General features: G+C 38.6%; 16 protein-coding genes. 10 read left to right on the top strand and 6 right to left on the bottom strand.

The window, feature by feature from the left end; genetic code table 11:
* Positions 1–2: 2 nt before the first annotated feature.
* Together purC and ACHJH3_RS08235 are read right to left on the bottom strand one after the other, a co-directional pair.
* A complete protein-coding gene (purC, locus tag ACHJH3_RS08230) occupies positions 3–713 on the bottom strand; it encodes a phosphoribosylaminoimidazolesuccinocarboxamide synthase (protein ID WP_407064407.1) in 711 nt (236 codons plus the stop codon).
* Positions 714–725: 12 nt separating this feature from the next.
* The gene (locus ACHJH3_RS08235; RefSeq protein WP_407064408.1) at positions 726–2045 is read right to left on the bottom strand and encodes a S41 family peptidase; all 1320 of its coding nucleotides are present in this window, start codon (positions 2043–2045) and stop codon (positions 726–728) included.
* A 307-nt stretch (positions 2046–2352) separates the two neighbouring features.
* On the opposite strand from ACHJH3_RS08235, the gene ACHJH3_RS08240 reads away from it, so the two are divergent.
* Entirely contained in the window at positions 2353–4926 is a 2574-nt protein-coding gene (locus ACHJH3_RS08240) for an ATP-dependent Clp protease ATP-binding subunit (protein ID WP_407064409.1), read from the top strand.
* A gap of 62 nt (positions 4927–4988) precedes the next feature.
* Entirely contained in the window at positions 4989–7325 is a 2337-nt protein-coding gene (locus ACHJH3_RS08245; RefSeq protein WP_407064410.1) for a pentapeptide repeat-containing protein, read from the top strand.
* 18 nt (positions 7326–7343) lie between these two features.
* Here the strand turns inward: ACHJH3_RS08245 and ACHJH3_RS08250 are convergent, their stop codons facing one another.
* Positions 7344–8405, bottom strand: coding sequence for a tyrosine-type recombinase/integrase (locus ACHJH3_RS08250; RefSeq protein ID WP_407064411.1), 1062 nt, complete (start codon positions 8403–8405; stop codon positions 7344–7346).
* Between the two features lie 153 nt (positions 8406–8558).
* Between ACHJH3_RS08250 and ACHJH3_RS08255 the strand changes: the two genes are divergently transcribed.
* From ACHJH3_RS08255 to ACHJH3_RS08270, 4 genes are all read left to right on the top strand, one after another.
* Positions 8559–9299: a 4Fe-4S dicluster domain-containing protein gene (locus ACHJH3_RS08255; protein WP_407064412.1), complete on the top strand. Its 741-nt coding sequence runs from the start codon at positions 8559–8561 to the stop codon at positions 9297–9299.
* 12 nt (positions 9300–9311) lie between these two features.
* Positions 9312–12302: a molybdopterin-dependent oxidoreductase gene (locus ACHJH3_RS08260; RefSeq protein ID WP_407064413.1), complete on the top strand. Its 2991-nt coding sequence runs from the start codon at positions 9312–9314 to the stop codon at positions 12300–12302.
* Positions 12303–12393: 91 nt separating this feature from the next.
* Positions 12394–13008: a hypothetical protein gene (locus ACHJH3_RS08265; protein ID WP_407064414.1), complete on the top strand. Its 615-nt coding sequence runs from the start codon at positions 12394–12396 to the stop codon at positions 13006–13008.
* A gap of 21 nt (positions 13009–13029) precedes the next feature.
* Positions 13030–13350 (top strand): hypothetical protein, encoded by a 321-nt coding sequence (locus ACHJH3_RS08270; RefSeq protein ID WP_407064415.1) that lies wholly within the window; start codon positions 13030–13032, stop codon positions 13348–13350.
* Positions 13351–13371: 21 nt separating this feature from the next.
* On the opposite strand, the gene ACHJH3_RS08275 is transcribed toward ACHJH3_RS08270, so the two are convergent.
* Positions 13372–14568: an acetate kinase gene (locus tag ACHJH3_RS08275; RefSeq protein WP_407064416.1), complete on the bottom strand. Its 1197-nt coding sequence runs from the start codon at positions 14566–14568 to the stop codon at positions 13372–13374.
* Positions 14568–15947 (bottom strand): phosphate acetyltransferase, encoded by a 1380-nt coding sequence (gene pta / locus ACHJH3_RS08280; RefSeq protein WP_407064417.1) that lies wholly within the window; start codon positions 15945–15947, stop codon positions 14568–14570. The genes ACHJH3_RS08275 and pta overlap by 1 nt, the downstream gene beginning before the upstream one ends.
* 71 nt (positions 15948–16018) lie before the next feature.
* Between pta and flgH the strand changes: the two genes are divergently transcribed.
* Positions 16019–16723, top strand: a complete 705-nt coding sequence (flgH, locus tag ACHJH3_RS08285; RefSeq protein WP_407064418.1) for a flagellar basal body L-ring protein FlgH — start codon at positions 16019–16021, stop codon at positions 16721–16723.
* A gap of 42 nt (positions 16724–16765) precedes the next feature.
* Here the strand turns inward: flgH and ACHJH3_RS08290 are convergent, their stop codons facing one another.
* On the bottom strand, positions 16766–19960 hold the full coding sequence (locus ACHJH3_RS08290; protein ID WP_407064419.1) for a S8 family serine peptidase: 3195 nt from the start codon (positions 19958–19960) through the stop codon (positions 16766–16768).
* 193 nt (positions 19961–20153) lie between these two features.
* On the opposite strand from ACHJH3_RS08290, the gene ACHJH3_RS08295 reads away from it, so the two are divergent.
* The 3 genes from ACHJH3_RS08295 to lpxD are packed head-to-tail and all read left to right on the top strand — an operon-like array spanning position 20154 to position 23269.
* Positions 20154–21842, top strand: a complete 1689-nt coding sequence (locus ACHJH3_RS08295) for an acetolactate synthase large subunit (protein ID WP_407064420.1) — start codon at positions 20154–20156, stop codon at positions 21840–21842.
* Positions 21843–21851: 9 nt separating this feature from the next.
* Positions 21852–22313, top strand: coding sequence for an acetolactate synthase small subunit (ilvN, locus tag ACHJH3_RS08300; RefSeq protein ID WP_169941008.1), 462 nt, complete (start codon positions 21852–21854; stop codon positions 22311–22313).
* Positions 22313–23269 (top strand): UDP-3-O-(3-hydroxymyristoyl)glucosamine N-acyltransferase, encoded by a 957-nt coding sequence (gene lpxD / locus ACHJH3_RS08305; protein ID WP_407064421.1) that lies wholly within the window; start codon positions 22313–22315, stop codon positions 23267–23269. Before ilvN ends, lpxD begins: the two co-directional genes overlap by 1 nt.
* The last annotated feature ends 209 nt before the right edge of the window (positions 23270–23478 follow it).

Here is a 23478-nt window from a genome sequence, read left to right on the forward strand (position 1 = left end):
CCTTAAGATAAAATTCTTTTTAATACTTCTTCGTAAGCCAATTTTACGCTTCCTAAATCCTGTCTAAATCTATCTTTATCTAATTTTTCATTTGTGGTTGCGTCCCAAAATCTGCAACTATCAGGACTTATTTCATCGGCAAGCAAGATATTTCCGTCCTTGTCTACGCCAAATTCGACTTTAAAATCAACCAACTTTAAATTTCTATCCGCAAAGAATTTAAACAGAGTGGAATTTATCTCTCTGCCGATATGTTTAAGTCTGTCAAGATCGTTTTCGCTCTTTACAAGTCCCATAGCAAGGCAGTGTTCGTCATTTACTAAAGGATCTCCCAGCGCGTCGTCTTTGTAATATAGCTCAACCAAAGCAAAAGGCAAAACAGTCCCTTCAGGTATGGCTAGTCTTTTGGTAAGAGAGCCTGTCGCGATGTTTCTTACTACAACTTCAAGCGGTATTATTTGACATTTTTTGACAAGTTGCTCCGTATCGCTTATGGTTCTTACAAGGTGGGTGGCTATGCCTTTTTCTTTAAGAAGTCCAAAAATTTGCGTAGAAATTTTGTTGTTTAGCGCTCCTTTGCCTGCTTCGTTACCTTTTTTTTCTGCATTAAAAGCTGTCAGATCGTCTTTAAATTCGGCAATCAAAAGATCAGGATCATCGGTTGCGTACATCCTTTTGCCTTTTCCTTCATAAACCAACTCTCGTTTTTCCATAAGCTTGTCTCCTTATTTGAATTTTAGAACTTTTATAGCGTCAATTGCTGATTTTAATTGCAAGTCTTCATTTACTTTTTCTTGTGATAGTGTCGTTTTATCCTCTTTGCTTTCGTCTTTTTTGGCGGTTGAATTTGTATCTTTTTTGCCGTCATCTAGCTTGCTAAGCTCATTTGTAAGGTGCTTTTTAAGCTCGTTTTCTTTGATGGCAAATGCATGAGTATCCTCAAGAGGAACTTTGCCAGGATGAACTATAAGATCAGGCGTTACACCTACGGCCTGTATAGTGCGACCACTTGGCAGATAGTATCTTGCGATAGTTAGACGGATGGCTTCTTTGTCATCTACCGGAAGGATTATCTGCACGCTTCCTTTACCGAATGTCTTTTCGCCGATAACTACACCGCGCTTATGGTCTTGCAATGAACCGCTTACGATCTCGCTTGCGCTCGCACTTCCTCCGTTTACTAAGATAGCTAGCGGAAGGTTTGTTATTTTGTTGCTTTTAGAGGCTTTGTATTCTGAATTTTCGCTGGCGTTTCTGCCTTTTTGAGATACTATCACGCCGTTATCTATAAATAAATTTGTAAGACCTACGGCTTGATTTAAAAGCCCGCCCGGATTATTTCTAAGATCAAGAATCATGCCTTGCGCTTTTGGGTATTTTTTAATGAATTCTTCGGCTTTTTGGGTTACGTGCTTATCGAAATTTGTAACGCGAAGATATAGTATATTTTCATTTTCTATCATCTTAGCATAGACCGATTCTACAGATATTATATCCCTAATTAGCTTTACGTCAAACGGCTTTGGCTCGCCTTTTCGCACTATCGTTATGGTAATTGGGGTTTTTGGTTTGCCGCGCATTTTATTAACGGCTTCTTCTATCGTTGTTCCAAGCGTGGCATTTCCGTCTATTCTTAAGATGATGTCGCCGCTTTTTATCCCTGCTTTATCCGCAGGAGTGCCTTCGATAGGCGATATAACCGTAAGTGCGCCGTCTCTTATGCCAACCGTTATGCCAAGTCCGCCAAATTCGCCGTTTGTTTGAACCTGCATATCTTTAAAGGCTTTTTCGTTTAAGAATCCAGAATGCGCATCAAGGTTGTTTAAAAGCCCTTCGATCGCCTTATCTACGATCTCTTTGAATTTCATATCATCTACATAGTATTTTTCAACGGTTGATATTGTTTTTGTAAATTTTGATAAAGCTTCAAGTCTAGCGCTTGCGTCATCTTCGTTGTTTTTTGCGTTTAAATTTATGGTTATCAAGCCGGCTGCAAGAACTGTCGAGATAAAGCCTGAAGCAAAAAAAAGTTTTTTCTTGTTCAAAAAATTCTCCTATACATTAATTAAATGAGATTAATTTTAATGAAATTTGGCTAAAAATCGGCTAAATTTAAAAGAAATTGTATTAAGTAAAATAAGAAAATACACACCAAATTTAGCTTTTAGAGATTTTAAAAAATTAGTTTAAAATCAAAAAATAAATTTTTGTGATCTATTAAAATTTGAGCATAGTAGCTTTTAAAATTTGACATATTAAAAGATTAAACTTAGTAAATTCACTAATAAAACTTGACAATACTTCACTAAAGTTATATAATATAAATAATATAAAACTAAATAAGGAGATAATATGGCAAACATAGGCGAAAGCTTAACTGCACAGATGCAAGAAACCCTTGAAAACGGTATAAGTTTAGCTTTGCACGCTAAAAATCCGCAAGTTATGCCTTTGCACGTTTTTTGGGGTTTGGTGACGGACTCGGCTTCCATACTAAATCAAGTCTTTAACCAGATGTCAATCTCAAAAAATGCTGTTGAATTAGAGGTCAAAAGCAAAATTTCAAGCCTTGCTACAAGCTCAAACGTAAGTAAGGAAAATATCCAAATTTCTCGTGAGCTTTTAAATTCGCTTGAGAGCGCGAAGGCTCTTATGGTAAGTATGGGCGATAGTTTTATAGCGGTTGATACTTGGATAATTTCCGCTTTAGAGCTTAAAGAGATAAGAGAAATTTTGGCTAAATTTACCGATGTGCTTGAGATCAAAAAGAGCTTAGAAGCTATAAGAGCAGGGCGCAAGATAGACACTCAAACAAGCGACGAAACTCTTGATAGCTTGGAAAAATTCGGCATCGATCTAACTAAAAAGGCTATAAACGCCGAGCTTGATCCGGTTATCGGGCGAGATGAAGAGATAACTAGGATGATGCAAATTTTAATAAGAAAGAGCAAAAATAATCCTATCTTGCTTGGCGAACCGGGTGTAGGAAAAACGGCGATAGTCGAAGGGTTAGCTCAAAAGATAGTTTCAAAAGACGTTCCCGTAAGTCTTATGAACAAGCGAGTTATCGCGCTTGATATGAGCGCTCTTATTGCGGGCGCAAAGTATAGGGGTGAATTTGAAGATAGGCTAAAAGCCGTCATAAACGAGGTAAAAAGCGCTGGAAATATCATACTTTTTATCGATGAAATTCATACTATCGTAGGTGCGGGAGCGAGCGAGGGAAGTATGGACGCGGCAAACATACTAAAGCCTGCATTAGCGCGCGGAGAGCTGCATGCCGTGGGTGCAACGACGTTAAAAGAGTATAGAAAATATTTTGAAAAAGACGCCGCACTTCAGCGCCGATTTCAGCCTATTGACGTAAAAGAGCCAAGCGTAAATGAGGCCTTGCAAATTTTGCGCGGTATAAAGGAGCGTTTAGAGGTTCATCATAGCGTAAGCATAACCGACAGCGCTTTGGTAGCGGCTGCAAAGCTAAGCGACCGCTATATCTCAAACCGCTTTTTGCCAGATAAGGCGATAGATTTAATCGATGAAGCGGCTGCCGAGCTTAAGATGCAGATAGAAAGCGAGCCTTATGAGCTGGCTAAGATTAAGCGCGAGATAGTAACGCTTCAGGTTGAAAAAGAGGCGCTCAAGATGGAAGATGAGACTAAAAACGAAGAGCGTCTTAAAGAGATAGAGAAAGAAATTGCCGATCTAAACGAGAAAAAGCAAGCTCTTGAAGTGAAATTTGAAAATGAAAAGAGTGTCTTTAACGGAATTTCAAATGCAAAAAAAGAGATAGAAACTCTTAAAAACGAGGCTGAGATAGCACGTAGAAACGGCGATCTTCAAAAGGCCGCCGAGATAGAATACGGCAAAATTTTAGACGCTTCAAACCGCCAAAAAGAGCTTGAGGTAAAGTGGGAAGAGATGAAAAAGGCGGGCGTGTTGCTTAAAAATCAAGTTGATGAAGAGCTTGTTGCGGGAATTTTAAGCAAGTGGACGGGAATTTCGGTTTCAAAGATGCTAACGAGCGAGAAGCAAAAATATCTGATGATAGAGGACCACTTAAGAGATAGCGTGGTAGGACAAGATCCTGCGCTTCACGCTCTAGCAAGAGCTATTAAACGAAATAAAGCGGGACTTAATGAGGGCTCTCGTCCGATAGGATCGTTTCTTTTCCTTGGTCCAACAGGCGTGGGCAAGACGCAGTCGGCTAAGGCTCTGGCTAAATTTTTGTTTGATGACGAAAGAGCGCTTATCCGCTTTGACATGAGCGAATATATGGAAAAGCACAGCGTCTCAAGGCTTCTTGGAGCGCCCCCAGGATATGTAGGATACGATGAGGGAGGACAGCTAACCGAGGCCGTTAGAAGGCGTCCGTATAGCGTGATACTATTTGACGAGATAGAAAAGGCGCATAAAGATGTGTTTAATATCCTGCTTGGTATCATGGATGACGGGCGAGCTACTGACAATAAGGGTGTGACGGTTGATTTTAAAAATACGATCATTATCCTAACCTCAAACATCGCTTCAAATTTTATTATGGATTTAAAGGGTGAGCAGAGGGAAGAGGCTGTTAAAAATGAGCTGAAAAGCTACTTTAAGCCAGAGTTTTTAAACAGGCTTGATGATACTATCATCTTTAATCCGCTAAGCGAAGAAGGTTTGGTTCAAATCGTAGCAATTATGTTTAAAGAGCTTGAAAGGACGCTTCTAAATCGCGGCATTAAAGCTAGCATGAATGAAGAGGCTAAGAAATTTATAGCAAAGGCCGGATTTGATATAGTCTATGGCGCTAGACCGCTTAGACGCGCACTTTATGAGCTTGTTGAAGATCGCCTAGCCGATATGATACTAAAAGACGAGCTTGAAAGTGGCGATGAAATCGTGATAAACTCAAACGGGGAAGGTATCTTGATAGAAAAAAATTAGATGCATTCTTGATTTAGTCTTGGATATACCAAGACTAAATTTAAATTTTAATAGGATATAGCTTGGAAAGAACGTCTGAAGTATTAGAGTGTTTTAAAGAAAAAAATGAAAAGTTAAAAGAAATTTTTGGTAATAACAATGTTTATAGTGAAACGTTTACTAGTGTTTATGGATTTAAAAAATTACATGTTGTGCGAAGAATTTCTAAGCTTGATACTTTGAATAATGAAAGATTACAAGAAATTATTAAAAATGATAATATTAAATTTAAAAATTGCGACTTTGAATACTTATTTGTAAACGACTTTAAAAATTTGATTTTTGAAAAATGTAAAATTGAAGGATTTGTTTCAAATGAAACAGATGAAAATATAAAAGAAAATTTAACTTTTAATGAGTGTGAATTTTCATATGACATAGAGTTAGCTCCAACAAATTATAAAAACATAACTTTTAGTAACTGTGAAATTAAATCTAATATAATTGCAAAAAATGTGAAATTTGAAAATTTTGATTGCAAAAATAATCATTTTTTAGGATGTGTTGATTTTTCAAATTCTACTTTTGATAACAATGTGTTTTTTAACAACTGTATTTTTGATGATTTATCTGATTTTCATGAGTGTCGTTTTAAAGATACTGCATGTTTTTACGGTGTAGAGTTTAATTCGGCTTTTAATTTTAGCCAATGTGTATTTGAAAAGAATATAAATTTAGTAAATTCTAATCTAAATTTCACAATTAATGTTATAGAAAATACAATAGAAAACGAGCATAAAAGAAGAGAGAATAGAAATAAGAATGGTGGAAGCAGTAAAGAAAAAGTGGCAAATGATTTTAGAGATTCGTTTCGCCTTTTTAAAAGTGCTTTGATTGGCGAAAATAATCTTCTCGATGCTAGCAAATACAGAAAAATGGAGCTTTATTGCAAGGAAATAGAACTAAAAGAAAAGCTAAAAAATGAGCAAATCAAGATAAGGGAATATAATAAAAAGCTAAATGATAGCAGTGAGTCAAGCAATACAATAAATATCACACATAACGAATTAATAATTAATTTAATGTGCGGGTTGTTTCTTGGATTTTTATTGTGTTTAAGCAAATTTCATCAATTTGGCTTGATTGAGTCTGCCTTAACGTCTTTTTTGGCTATATTGCTTGTCTATACAACCTATATCATAGTTGCTTTTTCAATATATTTTGTCTATTATGCTAGTCAAAGTTATCAAAATATTAGAAAATCCGTAAAAAGAATACTGGCAAAAAAGTTAATAAATTTTGACACATGGGTTGATTATGTCGTTTTGCGTATTTATAGAAATACAAGCGATCACCATACAAATTTAAATATAACTTTTCAATTTGTGCTGATGATGATTTGTGTTTATTGGCTTAATGTGTCGATATTAAATAAATTTCATGAATTTGCTATTGGATACGAATACTTTTATATTTTAGCAATGCCTGTTATGATCTTGTCTATTTTTGGTGTTATATTGCATTTAGAAAAGCAAATGTCGGATCATTCTCTTGCCATTTGCTTGCTTTTTGCGTTTGTTGTTACGCTACTGTATCCTATTACGCTACACTATTCATATGCTTTGTTTAATATAGTGTTTTATATCACAACGATAGTTTTTGCGTATTTTTTATTTTTAGTAAAAAATAATTTAGTAGTTATTGTAACTAGAGGATTATTCTTGCTGATTATTATGATAGTATTGATATCTGAACCAAGGCTTATAAATCCGACTTATAGGCTTTTTAGCCAGACAAATACGCAAAATGAAAATTTAAGCAAACTTCTATCGTCGCTTGATTATGATATTTTATCTCATCTAACAAAGCTTTCGTATGAGATTTTGGACGCTGATAAAATTAGTGTTTTAAATGAGGAAAAAATATTACAACAAAAAGAAATTATTATTCAGAATAAAAATAGGCTTAAATACAATATCAAAAAGTTGTTAAAGCAAGAAGATGGCAGGCTTAAATATATCCTAAAAAACAAAGATAATCCAAAAGAAATTTTTAACGATATTAAATTTAGATCCAGCCTCTTGGATTTGCTATATATAATAGATGGCGCATTTCAAAGAAATTTAAAGGATATAGAGATAAGAGATGATTTTAGAGTGCTTTGGGAGGATCAAAACGTAATTGAAAATGAAAAAGAAAAAATAGCGAATTTGTTTAGCGAAAATAGAGACAGGATTGAATCTAAAATAAAAGCAATATTAGATAATAAAAGCGATTACAATAAAATTTATAGAGCAATTGCAAAAGATGAAATATCAAGAAGCCACAATGCTACTTATATTTTATACATTTTACTGATGATACTTTGCGTCTATTCATTTACTAAAACGGCTAGAAAAGCCTCAATCGTATCGGGATAAATTTAAAAATTCGCCTTACTACTCCGCAAGTTCCTCTGCGATTTGGGCTGCCAGCTTTAGCTTCTCGCTATCAAAATGCGTATAAATTCTAGATGTATTTAGGCTCGCGTGTCCGAGTGCTTCTTGGACTAAAACGAGATCTTTTTGCTTTTTATATAACATTGTCGCAAAGGTGTGGCGAAGCATGTGAGCGCCGTTTTTTTCCTTGCGAATTCCGGCTTTAAACAAAATTTGCTCGACTATCCTACTTACGTAAGCTTGCGTTAGGCGCGTGCCTTTTTTGTTTATAAAGAGATAGCCTTCTTTATTTATGTAGTTTATCGCTATCGCGTCAAGATGAGCTTCTATGAGGTGGCGCTTTATCATTACTATTCTGTATTTGTTGCCTTTGCCCCGAATTCTTATAGTGTATAAATCGCCATCTTCCGTTATATCCTTGCGCTTTAAATTCAGAGCCTCGCTTACGCGAATTCCCGTAAATATTATCGTCTTTATGATGAGCTTATTGCGGTTTGTATTTACCTTAAAGTCGCTATTTTCGATAGCCTCTAAAAACCTCTTAACTTCCTCTTCGCTCATAAATTCAGGCAGTTTTTGTCCCCGCGTTCCGCTTATGCCGCCCCAGTTTTTAAGCGAGATATCGTATATGTGGGCTCTACCGTCTTCTTCGTTTTGCTTATCTAAAAACGAAAAGAAATTTATAACCGAAATTCTGTAGTTTTTCTTACTTGCATCACTTAGTCCGCCCGTCGTGCTAGCTAAAATTTCGCTTAAAAGCTCTTCGTCTATCTGTTTTAAACTCTCAAGCTCGTAAAGGCAAAGCGTCTCATAAATTTTTTTAAGCGGGTTAAAGTAGGTATTTATGCCGGTAAGTCCAGCGTTTCTGGCTGATTTTACAAGTCCGTCAAGCTCGTTTATGCTCCTTACACTACGGCTTAAGGAATAATTTACGCTAGCAAGAGCTTTTGGATCTCTTAGCTCTTTGTTTGAAAGCGAACTTAGTTTAAATTTAACGTATCTCGTTAGCCAAAAAAGAAATGACTTTTCAAAACTATCTTTACAATCAAGCGGGTATTTCAAATGTTTTCCTTGCAAAATTTTAAATAATGGAAATTATATCAAATTTATACACCTGAAAATATAATTAAAATAAAAAGTTAAATTTAACAATAACTTTAAGTTAATTTATGTTAAATTTCTCAAGTTTTAAACTTTTTGATAAAGGGGAAAAGAATGCAATCAATCTGTAATTCGCGTCGCAGTTTTATGGCTGCTGCGGGACTGTTTGTTGCGGCTACCGCTTTAAAAGCCGCGCCGACTAAGTTTGAAGAGGGTAAAGGGGAGCGCTTTGGTATGGTAATAGACCTTACGCGCTGCATCGGATGTCAATCCTGTACTATGAACTGTGCTATGGAAAATGACGTTCCTGCAGGGATGTTTAGAACTATAGTTTCAGAATATGAAGCTTATGCAAAAGACGGCAAAAGAGCTGCTATGGCTTCACTTCCTAGGCTTTGCAATCACTGCGAAAGTCCGGCCTGTATCGATATGTGCCCAACCGGCGCAAGTCATCAAAGAAGCAACGGTATCGTTAAGATAAACAGCAGCGAGTGTATAGGCTGCGCGCTTTGTGTTGAGGCCTGTCCGTATCACGCAAGATATTTTAATCCAACTACTCTAAAAGCCGATAAATGCACATTCTGTGATCACAGACTTCGAGCGGGACTTCTTCCAAGCTGTGTGGAAACCTGTGTAGGCGGAAGCCGTATAATGGGCGACTTAAACGATCCAAATTCAAATATCAGAAAATTTTTAGCAACTCACAAGACTATGGTTATAGATAGTCCGAAAAATACAAATCCGCAAGTGTTTTACTACGGAGTTAGCGAGGTTTTAACCAAAAACGACGTAGAAGCGGAGAAGGAAGCAGGCTATAAACGAGTCGTTCATTGGAACGAAGAGATAACGCTTTAAGAGGAGCTAAAGATGCAAAGACGAGATTTTATTAAAAAAGCTATGATTGCCTCGGCTCTTCCTGTGGCTGCCGTTGCAAGTAAAGATGAAAAGATAGATGATTATAAGGTTCAAGGAAATTCCCATGAACCGGAATTTAAAGTAATAGACGGTAAAGTCGTGATGAATGAAGGACACTCCATAGTATTTTCTATGTGTCACGGGTGCACCACAAAATGCGGTCTTAGGCTTCATATAGACGATAAAAATGATCGCGTTCTTCGCTCGGTGGGAAATCCATTCCATCCGCTTGCAAATTTCCACTGGATGCCTTATAACACCTCTATAAACGACGCGCTAATAGCTACGACCAGAAGCGGCAATGACGATCAGCGAGCTACCGTTTGCGTTAGGGGTGCTATGCTTCCTGAGATGCTTTATTCGCCGATTAGAATTCTTTCTCCGCTTAAAAGAGTTGGCAAAAGAGGCGAGGGCAAGTGGCAGACTATTAGCTTTGAGCAGCTTATAGAAGAGGTCGTCGAGGGTGGAGATCTCTTTGGAGAAGGACACGTAGACGGTCTTCGCGCTATCTACTCCGATGAGCTAATCGATCCCGAAAATCCCGAATATGGCACCAAGCGCAACCAGCTTTTAAGCTTTTATCTATATGACGGCAGAAGCGATATCGTTGATAGATTTATGAAAAAGTCATTTGGCACCGTTAATCACTACTCACACGGCGGAATTTGCGGCGGCGGATTTAGAGCGGGCGGCAAGATAGCTCACAACGCGGGCGGATTTGCTCATACTAAGCCTGATTATGAGCACTCTAAATTTAGTATTTACTGGGGCACTTCGCCGGGTAATGGCGGAAATCCTTTCCAAAAGCAAGCTAAGATGGTATCTTACGCAAGAAGCTCGGATAACGGATTTACTTACGCGGTCATCGATCCGACGGTTTCAAATTCTATCAAATACGCCACAAGCGATAAGGCTCGCTGGATAGGCATAAAGCCCGGTATGGATTCAGCGCTTGCTATGGCGATGATAAGATGGATAATCGAAAATGAAAAATACGCTACAAACTACCTCATCCAGCCGAATTTAGAGCAAGCCAAGCTGGCGGGTGAAATTCACTGGTGCAACGCAACTCATTTAGTCATAACTCAAAAAGGACATAAAGACTACGGCAAATTTGCGCGAGTTAATGACGAGTGGCAAGTATGCTCGCAAAGCGGTAAAATTCAAAGCTACAAAGTAAACGAGCCTGCCAAACTATACTACAAAGGCAAGATAGAAATAGAAGGCAAAAAAGTAGCCGTAAAAAGCTCTATGCAGCTTCTTAAAGAGTCAGCCTTCAAGCACACGATGAAAGAGTATTCAAAGCTTTGCGGCGTGAGTATGGATGATATACTTTGGCTTTGTGAAAATTTCACAAAAAACGGTCGCCAAGTAAGCACGAACGTGCACGGCGGCATGATGCATACGCAAGCCGCAATGAGTACTTACGCGATACTTTGCTTAAATACACTCATGGGCACTTACGGCTACAAGGGCGGGAACGTAAACGCAAGCGCAGGCACGCATAAATTTATGAGCGGTAGATATGAGCTTGAGAAATTTGACGGCGCATATAAGCCAAGCGGTGTAAATTTGTCCCGCTCGGGCAAATACTACGAGACAAGCTCGGAGTTTAAGCGCAAGGTAGCATCGGGTGGTACTGGCTATCCTGCACAGCAACCTTGGTATCCTATCTCTATGCCGCTTATAAACGAAACTCTTACAAGCCATGCGGTTGGATATCCTTATAAAGCTAAAATTTTTATAAACTACATGACAAACGTCATCTACGGACAAGCGGGACTTGAAACGGCGGTGAAAGACTCTCTAAAAGATAGCCGAGATCTGCCGCTTTTCATCGGTATAGACGCGTTTATGAACGAAACAAATGCCTATGCCGACTACATCGTGCCTGACGGGTTAAATTTAGAAAACTGGGGTATGCCAAACGCACTTTGGGGAACTATAACCAAAACCTCGGTTGTGCGCTATCCTGCCGTTAAACCAAGACAAGATACTGATAATAACGGCACACCGATAGACGTGGAGCTATTTTATATCACCATCGCTAAAAAGCTTGGGCTAAAAGGCTTTGGCAAGGGTGCATTTAAGGATAAAGACGGCAATGCTATGGACCTTGACACTAAAGAGCAGTTTTATGCAGCCGCACTTGCGAATTTAGCCTTTGACGGCGAAGCGGTAAGCGACATCAGCAAAGAAGATGCCGAGCTTAGTAAAATTCACAGAGTTATGCCAAAGATAGAAAAATACCTCAAAAAAGAAGAGGTGGCAAAGGTCGCTCACGTACTTGCAAAAGGCGGAAGATACGATGATTATACGACTGCATATAAGGGCGATAAGGCAACCGTAAAAGTGCCTGCACCAAATCCCGCCTCTATATACTACGAGCCGCTTGGCGGACATCGCCACTCTATCACGGGCGAATACATGCCGGGTACGCCTACGCTGATGAAGCCGGTAGCAAGCGATGGAACTCCGCTTGAAAAATTCTTCCCGAAATCCGAGTGGAAATATCTAGTAAGCTCGAAAAAATCAAACGCGCAGCACTACTACACTATAATGAGCGATAGGATGAGAAGCATACATCCCGTAAATTTCGTGCGTATCAGCGAAGATATAGCAAAAGAGCAGGGCATCAAAACAGGCGATGAGGTCAAAGTCGTAACTCCGTACGCAAGCGCAAAAGGAACTGCGTTTGTAACAAACGGCGTTGCAAAAGGTGTTATAAGCCTTGAGCACGGATTTGGGCATACCGAATTTGGCGCTAGAACTCACTATATAGATGGTAAACCGGCACTTAGGATAGAAGGAACCGAAGTGGGTATAAATCACAACCTGCTAGGACTGCTTGATCCAAAACGCAAAGGCAAATTTAGCCTTAACGACTGGCTTGTAGGTACCTGCGCCAGACAAGCGTTGCCTGCAAATATCTATAAAATTTAGCCTTTTAGGCGCTAGGCTAGCTATCTTGGCTAGCCTAAATTTCTCAAATACATAGTAAAATATCTCTTTTAAAAAGCAAACAGGAATAATCTTGGAAAAACTTAAAGAAAAAATCATATCTTCATATCTGTTTATAATCTTCATACAAAGACCTTTTAAAGGCAACGGCTCATTTTTAAGAACTCTTACATCTGCTTTTTTAATGGCTATGGTTGCTATGTGTTTGGCATTATCATTGGATGGATTGAGGCATATATATTTTTATAGTGATTATAAACCCTTAAATGAGCTTACTAAAACAACAGGCTTAGTAGAAGCGGCAAATTACTGGTTAAAAGGAGAAGGAAAGCTCATAGTAAAGTCCGATAAGGACGGCTATATGCGTTACTATATAGATAAGGGAGATAAGAAAATTTATGAACCCGTTATAGGTAAAAGAGTAACCATATATAGTAAGACTATGCCTTTAGGAGAAGATATCCTTCAGCTAGAAGATGGAAACGGTAAAATTCATATAAAGTATGACCGTGAAGAAAAACTTAAGGCGCCGCAAAAATATAAAAACATGATATATGCATGTATAAATATAGCCGTCTTTTTACTACTTATAGTATGGTTTTTAAACCGTAGAGATTTTACAAAACCTAAATTTGTTAAACCGCCAAAAGTAAAAAAGAAAAAGAAAGTAAATCGTGATGAAAAGTAGGTGTAAATTTAGGAAATTTGTATGAGCTTGCTATATTTTAAATGCCCAAACTGCGGTAATGAAATGAAGAAGATATCAAAATTCAAAGATTTATTTGTCAAAAGAAATTTGGTCTGCAAAAACTGCAATAGCGAATTTAAGCCATCAGGTTTTTTTACTTTTTGGGTAGAGAACATTACTTTTCTATCTCCCGTTATTGTAATAGTTTTTGCCCATTTTACACAAGAAATTTTATTTTCAAATACTGACGGCACATTTTTGGTTTCGGTTGCTATAGGAACTGTCCTATACCTAATATTTTCAGCTTTTTTAACTTATCTGATACCATACAAGAAAAAATAATGCGCAAATTTACGCATTATTTTAACTGTTTTCTATAACTCTTTTTGTCTCAAGCGCTATTTCTAGCTCCTCGTTCGTCGGTATTATCAGTGTTTTTATGACGGCTTCTTTATCATCCACACATCTTGCACCGCTTGCTCTGGCGAAATTTAGCTCGTGATCTATCTTGATACCAAGGTGCGGCAGCTCGCTACAAATTTTACTTCTTGTATTTGGTGCGTTTTCACCGATACCGCCTGTAAATATAAGCGCATCAACGCGTCCAAGCACGGCATAGTAAGCTCCTATGTATTTTTTGATACGGTAGCAAAACATCTCAAAAGCAAGATGAGCTCTCTCGTCGTGCTCCATTTTAGCAACCACTTCGCGCATATCGTTTGAACCGCAAATTCCAAGAAGCCCGCTCTTTTTGTTTAAAAAAGTATCGATCTCGTTAGCCTTTAGTTCGCCTAAATTTAGCAGATAAGTGATAATCGCAGGATCCATATCCCCGCTTCTTGTGCCCATTATAAGACCTTCAAGCGGGCTAAGTCCCATCGAAGTATCTACGCTTTTACCCTCTTTAACTGCACAAACCGAAGCACCGTTGCCAAGATGAAGCGATATGGCGTTAAATTTCTCATACTCTATGCCAAGCATTTTTGCCGCGGTTTTTGTAACGTAGTGATGAGATGTGCCGTGAAAGCCGTATTTGCGTATATGCAAGCGTTTGGCTAGATCATAAGGCAGTGCGTATCTGTAAGCAAATTCCGGCATGTTTTGATGAAATACCGTATCAAAAACCGCCACATGAGGGACGTTTTCGCCGCTTTCTTTCATGGCGTTTCTTATGCCTGCTAGGTGTCCCGGGTTATGAAGCGGGGCCAGGGCTGAATTTTGCTCGATTTTAGCGATCACTTCGCTATCAATTCTAGCTGAAGTGCTAAAACTCTCTCCGCCGTGAACTATCCTGTGTCCTATGCCGTCAAGCTCGCTTAGGTTGTGCAAGATATTTGATACCGCAAATAGCCTATTCATGATCTCAAGACCCTCGTGGTGATCTTTGATCGCCAGCTTTTCTTCGTAAACGTTGTCTGTTTTTGTATCTTTTAATTTCGCATAAGAGTTACTTTCTCCTATGCGCTCGATAAGTCCCGTGGCGATTGCGTTGTTGTTGCTCATGTCAAAAAGCTGAAATTTTATAGATGAGCTACCGGAGTTTAAAACTAAAATTTTCACTATTTGCCTCCTGCTTGTATGGCTGTGATTAAAACCGTATTTACTATATCTTCTACCGAACACCCTCTGCTTAGGTCGTTTACGGGTTTTTTAAGTCCCTGCAAAAGCGGTCCTATAGCGATGCAGTTTGCGCTGCGTTGAGCTATCTTATATCCGATGTTGCCGCAGCTTAAATTTGGAAATACAAATACATTTGCTCTGCCGGCTACGTCGCTATTTGGCAGCTTTTTTTGAGCTACTTGCATATCTATAGCCGCGTCATATTGCATAGGTCCGTCGATGACTAAATTTGGCTCAAGCTCTTTTGCTATCTTAAGTGCCTCATGAACCAAATCCACATCTTCGCCGTATCCGCTATCTCCCGTAGAGTATGAAAGCAGGGCGACTCTAGGCTCAAGCCCGAAGTAGCTAGCGGTATTAGCCGAATCAATCGCTATCCTAGCTAGAGTTTGCGCGTCAGGCTTTGGATTTATCGCACAATCTGCGTAGATTAAAATTTCTTCATCCATACACATTACAAACGAGCTTGATACAAGCGGTGTTTGCGGTTTTGTCTTTATGATTTCAAATGCGGGGCGTATGGTATCGGCGGTGGTGGTTATGGCTCCGCTTACCATGGCGTCGGCTAAGCCTGCTTGAACCATCATGGTGCCAAAGTAAGTTTTATCCAAAATCATCTCTTTTGCTTTTTCAAGCGTTACGCCCTTGTGCTTTCTAAGCTCATAAAGCTTGCTTGCGAAGCTGTCTTGATACTCGTTTTTGTCTAAATTTATGAATTTTATTCCTTCTAAATTTACGCCAAGCCTATTTGCATCTGATTTTATTTTGCTATCATCGCCAAGCAAGATTAGATTTACAGCTTTGGTTTTCATGAGAAGTTCGCTGGCTTTTAATATCCGCTCATCAGCGCTTTCAGGTAAAACTATGGTTTTTTTATCTGATTTTGCCTTATCTACAAGCTCTTTTTCGAATTTATAAGGAGTGATAATGTCTTGTTTATAAGTTAAAATTTCATCCAAATTTGAGCTTATAAAGAGCTTTGAGTTTTTGTTTATCGCTTTTAAATTCTCGGTGCAATAAACAGGAGTGTTAAGGTGCTTGGCAAGCATTAAATTTAGCTCGAATTTGCCTATGTTTCCAAAGGCTTCACATCCTCTAGTCGCGATAAATTCGTACTCTTTTTTAAGCCTATCAAATTCTTTTATGATATCTTTTATCAGCTCTTTTTCCCTATCTTCTCTAAAGGCCAAAATCGCTTCTTCAATGCTTACAAATCCGCCGATAGGCTCAAAAATCGTTATATTTTTAAATTTTGCTGATATAATTTCATAAATTTTTGAAAAATTAGCAGTTAGCAGATAAATCCTATCAGTTTTCATCTTTTTTCCTTGATTAGTGGAACTTTAATTGCTTAATTTTATCATAAATATCTATACTAAGGTTAAATTTTATGAAAGCTAAATTTTATTTATCTATGGCTTGTATCGGAGTGATTTTTAGCGGATGTGTGCCGAGTGCTGATCCTAAAATAGACATGAAGCCGCCTGTATATGTAGAGCAGCTTCCCGCCAAGCAGATAAATAATCAGCCAAATACGGGTAGTCTTTTTGGACGAGGGGATAATCCTTTATTTTCGGATAGAAAGGCTATGAACGTAAATGATATCGTAACCGTAGTAATAAGCGAGAGTGCAAACCAAAGTTCCACAGGCAAACGAAACACCAATAAAGACAGCACCATAGGGCTTGGAGGAGGGGTGTTTACCGCAGGATCTTCGCCTCTTTCTCACGCGGCGGATCAGTTAAATAAATTCGGCGATATAGGCTTTAAGGCAGGTACGAAAAACGAATTTAGCGGAGGAGCTTTGAGTTCTCGCACCGAAAGCTTTAAGACAACCATATCAGCTCGCATTATTAAAGTGCTTGAAAACGGCAACTACTTCATCGAAGGCTCGCGCGAGCTACTGCTTAACGGCGAAAAGCAGATAGTGCAACTAAGCGGCGTAATAAGACCTTATGATATATCAAATTCAAACGAAATCGACTCAAAATACATAGCTGATGCGAAAATTTTATATAAGACCGAAGGGGATGTGGATAAATCTACCAGAAAACCTTGGGGAACGAAGCTTATGGAGGCTATCTGGCCGTTTTAAAATTTAATAGCCCTCAAATTTGGAGGGCTATTTTGTGTTTAATTAAAACATAAAGCTAAATTTAGCATTTAAACCGTTTGATTTGACATTATCTCTAAAAGCTCCTATGTAAGATAGTCTAACGGAACCATTTTTAAATATTTTCGCTTCTAAACCGGCATCTATAGTAGTTAGATCGGTTAGTTTTTCTCCTTCTAATCCTATGCTACCGTTTGCTCCTAATCCTACGGTTGTGCTAGGAGCTTTTTGACCAAATAGTCTATTATAAGCTATATTTGCATTTGCATTAAAAATACCAAAAGCATAGCTTGGTTTTATACCTATGGTAGCTACGGCAACATCTCTGTTATCTTTACTTGCGGTCATGGTATAAACACCTATTTGTTGCTCGCTTGTTTTAACTTTTGCATTTATATAACCAAATCCTACATAAGGTGAAAGAGCGAAATTTGCCGACTCTATGCCTTTATGGCTAATATCTGCATATACCATTGCGATAGCCTCTTTATTTTTGGTTTTTGTGTTTGATACATACTCGACTATGCTGGAGCTGCTTTCTTTATGGCGTTTGCCCATTGTGTAAGTTGCCATAGTGTTTAGCTTAAAGTCACTTATGTCGGTTTGAGTGTAGATACCGAAATTTGAGTTTAGAACTTTATAGTCTTTTTCGCCGTCTATTTTTGTCAGTGTTTTGCTTAGTCCAAGCACACCGCCAAATCTTGTGTTATCGCTTGCCATGCCGTCTGCGCCAAAGATTTGACCAAATGTTTGAGATTTGGCATCAACGCTATCGTATTTGAAGTTGTGAGCTATAGTTGTAGTCCAAAAAGATAGTCCGCTATATGTATCGTTGGTATTTACGGCATTTATATTCGCTTTGTGTCCTGAGATGGAATTTCTAAGTAAAATGCTATTTAAAACAGATGTGTTTTGTGCGGCAAAATTTCCATCGTTTGCAAGCGTCTTAAATGTAGCTTTTGCTTGATCCGGTGTAGCAAAAAGTAAATTTCTATATAGATCGCTTGTTTTAAGATTGTTTCTAGCCACCGATCTAAATCCGACACTAGCATTTGAAGGAGCTAAAATCGCTGATTGCTCTATGAAATTTGCAACTTCTTTTTGATTTGACGAAGCGGCAAAATCTCCCATTTGCTTTGAGTTTTTCTTTACATTGATTTTTAATTTATCATTTGCAAATTCTTTTGTAAGGTTAAAAAACGCATACTCTTTAGCAAATTTTGTCTTTTCATGCCCGATAAATGCTCCTTGGGCGCTATAGCCTCTAGTTAATGAAGGAGATTTCATTAGTTCGACTAATTCATCGGCATTTTCAGATATTCCGACTAGAGAACCGTCTTTGAAAGTTACATTTACGTTCGCACTTCCCGGTCTAGTAAGCAAAAACGCACCGCCGTTATTTATAGTTGTCGTTACGACATCTGATGTGCTTGTTTTAGTTACCTCTTTCCAGCCTGTGCTTGAAGGCACATAGTATTTTCTTTCTTTTAAAATTTCAAGCGAGCCGCCATTTTCTACGACTACATTGCTTTTTGTTAAAGATTGATTTAAGGCTGAAATTTTACCTCCGTAGATAGTAGTATTTCCCGTAAAGGTATTATCTCCGACTAAAGTAAGCGTGCCGCTTCCTCTTTTAACAAGCGAGCCTTCATATCCTTCTGTTGCTCTTTGAGCTCTTGCTTTTTCTCTTGCCGTTTCAAACACCATCTCGGCTTTTTCTTCAGCCGTTAAAGAAGCTTTTGCATTAAGTAAAGCCTTCCTTGCGTTCCAAGTCGCAGCTTCATTGTCGTCTTCCGTTTTTCTATGTTTGATTGCTACATCCGAAATGTTGTTTAACCAGATATCATCCACTTCCATACTAACATCAAATTTTCCTAAAAATTGTCCGGGACCAAACATCGCTTTACCAAGATCAAGGATACCCCAACCCCATCTTGCATCAGGAACTCCTAAATTTGATGTCCAGTCTTGAAGCGCAACGTCGCTATTTGGCTTTGTTTGTCTAGCTGTAGTTAGCATAGTATCTCTAGCTTGTTCGTTTGTCATATAAGAGTATCTTTCCATTATAATCCCAAGCGCACCGCTTACGTGAGGAGCTGCGCTTGATGTTCCGTTTGGAGCCCTATATCCCGGCTCTCTCGTTGAATTATCAAGCGTGCTTGAGTATATTTTAATAGCCGGAGCGGAAATAGTCCACCATTTTGAATGTCCGGCAAAATTGTAGTTTTGTTGGTGAGGATATCTTTTGTTTGTATAATCGTCTTTGTCGTTTCCCGTTACGTTTATCCATAATTTCTCAACATCCGGTCTAAAATACGGAAGCATAGCTCTAGTAAAAGACTCGGCCATATCACGCCTGTTTCCTGCCGTAAAAACTTGCACTATTTTTTTATCTAAAGCTATCTCATAAGCGGCATCTAAAAAGCTTTTTTCATTATCTACTACGAAATGATAGTAAGCTTTTTTCGCTTCATCAAGATTTTTTAAATACATATGATCGTTCGGTTTCGTTGTTTCTTCTGCAAAATTTAATGCTCCGTCTTTAGTATTCCAATAATAACCAAGAGCTCCTTTAAATGCAGAATTTACTTTTCTATTACTACCCCAGCTGTTGTTTATGACACGAACCCCTTTTTCTGCAAGCGCAGAATATACGCTCTTAAAATATCCGTAATCTTGAGTGGGTCCATATGTCATACTATCCGTTCCGCCCGTGTTTCCAGAGTACAAAGTAGCTCCAAAGGCAACTCCGTGCATTCCCTCGCCGTTTCTGTTTGCAGACATGGTTCCGCCGACAGATGTTCCATGTCTATCGTTCGTGCCTAAGATAAATTCTCCGCTTACATCAAATTTATCGCCTTTTTTAAATTCTCCCTTGTCTTTACCGTCAGGATATCTCATTCCGTTTTTTGAATATGTTCCTGTTGCTTTTATAGCCTTAACTCTTCCTCCTTTAAATTCAGGATGAGATAAAAGCATGCCAGAATCTACTATTCCAAGCGTAATACTTTTGCCTGAATACCCTATTGAGTAAGCCGTAGAACTATTTATATTATCAAGCCCCCAGTTGGCTTTATATTCATCGCTTTCCCAGCTTGAAGTATTGCCTAAAACACCCATTTCTTTGTAGGCGTTTGCACTACTTGCCAGCAACATACATGCAAATATCGACAATGTAATTTTATTAGCGTTTTTATTGCTTTTAAAACTAGCTATCATTGTTGTCCTTTTTAATTTGATCGATAAAAATAATTGATGGAATTTTATATTTATTAATCTTTAATATTAATTAATTTATTTAAAATATATTTTATTTTAATTTATACAAATACTTCATTTTTTTATTGAATCATCTATTTTTAAAATTTTTAAAGATATAATAAAGTGTAAATTTCAAGGCAAGGGCAAAAAAATGAAAGAGTTAAATGGCTCGCAGATGATTAGCGAAGCGCTATATAAAGAGGGTGTTGATATAGTTTTCGGATACCCAGGCGGTGCGGCTCTTAATATCTATGATGAGACTTATAAGCAAAGATACTTTAAGCATATTTTAGTTCGCCACGAGCAGGCCGCCGTCCATGCCGCAGATGGATATGCAAGAGCAAGCGGAAAGGTCGGAGTAGCTTTCGTTACTAGCGGTCCTGGATTTACAAATGCCGTTACGGGTCTTGCTACGGCATATTCTGATAGTATTCCTATAGTGCTTATAAGCGGGCAGGTTGCAAGCTCGCTTATCGGCACGGATGCCTTTCAAGAGATTGATGCGGTAGGAATTTCTCGCCCCTGTGTGAAGCATAACTATTTGGTAAATAGCATTGAGGAGCTTCCAAGAATTTTAAAAGAGGCGTTTTACATCGCTCGCTCAGGTCGTCCGGGACCCGTTCATATCGATATACCAAAGGATATAACCGCAGCAATGGGAAATTTTGATTATCCCGAGGAGATAAAGATGCTTACTTATAAGCCTACTTATAAGGGCAATGCAAAGCAGATTAAAAAGGCTGCCGAAGCGATATCTGTGGCAAAAAGACCGCTTCTTTACCTTGGAGGAGGGGTTGTAGCTTCAGATGCCAGCGAGCTTGTAAGAAAATTTGCTAAAAAGACGGGAATTCCTGCCATAGAGACTCTAATGGGGCTTGGAATTTTATCTCATGATGATGAAAATTTGCTTGCGATGGCGGGCATGCACGGAAGCTATGCGGCAAATATGGCTTTAAGCGAGGCTGATTTGCTTATCGCACTTGGAGCTAGGTTTGATGATCGTATCACCGGTAAATTAAGCGAATTTGCAAGATACGCGAAAATCATTCACGTAGATATCGACCCAAGCTCTATATCAAAGATAGTAAATGCTCATTTTCCAATAGTGGGCGACTTAAAATCAGTGCTTGAAGAGCTCATACAAAGAGTTGAAGTAAATCCTGAAAACATCAAAGACTGGAAAGATATCCTCTCTCGCTATGACAAGCTAAACCCGCTTGCTTACAGCGACAGCGATGAAATTTTAAAGCCGCAGTGGGTCATAGAAGAGACTGCCAAGATAGCAGGCGATGATACGATCATATCAACTGATGTCGGACAGCACCAGATGTGGGCGGCGCAGTTTTATCCATTTTCGCGCCCAAGACAGTTGATTACCAGCGGAGGTCTTGGTACGATGGGTTACGGACTACCTGCAGCAATGGGCGCAAAGTGTGCGAACCCTAGTAAAACGGTTATAAATTTTACAGGCGACGGCTCGATACTAATGAACATCCAAGAGCTAATGACAGCCGCAGAAAATGGCATAGCAGTTATAAACATTATATTAAACAATAACTTTTTAGGTATGGTGCGCCAGTGGCAGACGTTTTTTTATGAGAAGCGCTACTCATCAACTGATCTTAGCGTGCAACCTGATTTCGTAAAGATAGTAGAAGGCTTTGGTGGAGTAGGATTTGTCTGCAAAACCAAAGATGAGTTTAGAAATGCGCTAAAAGAAGCGATAAAGCTTGACAAGGTAGCTATGCTTGACGTTAGGGTTGATCGCTTTGAAGATGTGCTTCCTATGGTGCCTGCTGGAGCTGCGATATACAATATGATACTAAAAAGCAAGGAATAAATGATGAGTATAAGAAGAGTAATTTCAGTCATCGTTCTTAACGAACATGGAGTGCTTTCGCGTATCTCAGGGCTTTTTGCAGGACGTGGGTATAATATCGATACTCTCACGGTCGCTCCGATACCGGAAACAAATTTATCTCGCCTTAGTATCGTAACGGTGGGCGATGAAAGAGTGCTAGAGCAGATCGTAAAGCAACTACATAAATTGATACCGACATATAAAGTAATAGAAACAGGCGAATTTGTCGAAAAAGAGATGGCGCTCGTAAAAATTCCGCTAAGCGAAAATTTCGGCGGACTTGACGCTATACTTAAGGCATATAACGGAATAGTTGCGAACACAAATGAAAATTTTATCGTTGTTATGGTGGCTGACGATACGATTAGGGTTAATAATTTCTTAAAAGCTATCAAAAAATACAATCCTGCCGATATTGTTCGCGGCGGGTCGGTTTTAATGGATATGTGATGAAACTAAGTGAAATTTATAAGATTTTAGAGATTGAATTTAAAGGTAATGATTTTGAGGTAACTGCACTAAATTCGCTTGCTAATGCAAAAAGTAGCGAATTAAGCTATTGCGACGGCGAAAAAAACGCCAAATTTATTTCAAATTCTAAGACCGGAGCTATACTAATAGGCGAAAATTTAAAGGAATTTGTGCCTAGCGATACGCATGCTATAGTAGTTGAAAACGCGCATTTGGCATTTGCGATTTTAAGCAAATTTTTTGCAAAAGAGCTTTTTGCAAGCTCTCCAAAAGAGACTCAAATTTCACCCAGTGCCAAAGTAATGCAAAATGTTTATATAGGCTCAGGCGTAACGGTGGGCGAGGGCAGTGTGCTAATGCCGGGAGTGTTTTTGGGTGATAACGTAAAGATCGGTAAAAACTGCATCTTGCATCCCAATGTAGTCGTATATAACGACTGCGTAATCGGCGATGAGTGCCACATAAACGCAAATGCAGTTATCGGCTCTGACGGCTATGGATATGCACACACCAAAACTGGCGAGCATATCAAAATTTATCACAACGGAAACGTGATTTTAGAAGACTTTGTTGAGATTGGAGCATGCACTACGATAGATCGCGGAGTATTTGAGCCAACTATCATCAAGCGTCACACTAAGATAGATAATCTTGTGCAGATAGGTCATAACTGCGAGCTGGGGCAGGGCTGCTTAATAGTAGCTCAAACAGGACTTGCAGGCTCAACTAAGCTTGGTAGAAACGTCGTGATGGGCGGGCAAAGCGGCACGGCAGGGCATCTTAAAGTTGGGGATTTTGCTCAGATTGCCGCACGTGGAGGAGTTGGCAAGAATATTGAAGGCGGCAAGAAATACGCAGGAGCTTATCCTATAATGGAGCTTGGCGAGTTTTTCAAACTGCAAGCTAAAATTTTAAGATTTTTTAAGAAAAATTAGATTTTAAATGCTCGTATATTGCCTTAAATTTTACTCTTTATACGAGCAAATTTTATTTGTTTATGTAAATTTAGATATTTGATCTATTTAAATTTTCTTTTTGTGTTTTGCAAATTTAGTATAAATAAAAAGAAGAAATTTAAACAGAGACAAACGATAAATTTGCCTCTGTTTGTATATATTAGCTAGATAAAGAAACTAAAAAGTTT

It is taken from the genome of Campylobacter canis, assembly GCF_045504005.1.
In the GTDB taxonomy this organism is placed as follows: domain Bacteria; phylum Campylobacterota; class Campylobacteria; order Campylobacterales; family Campylobacteraceae; genus Campylobacter_A; species Campylobacter_A canis.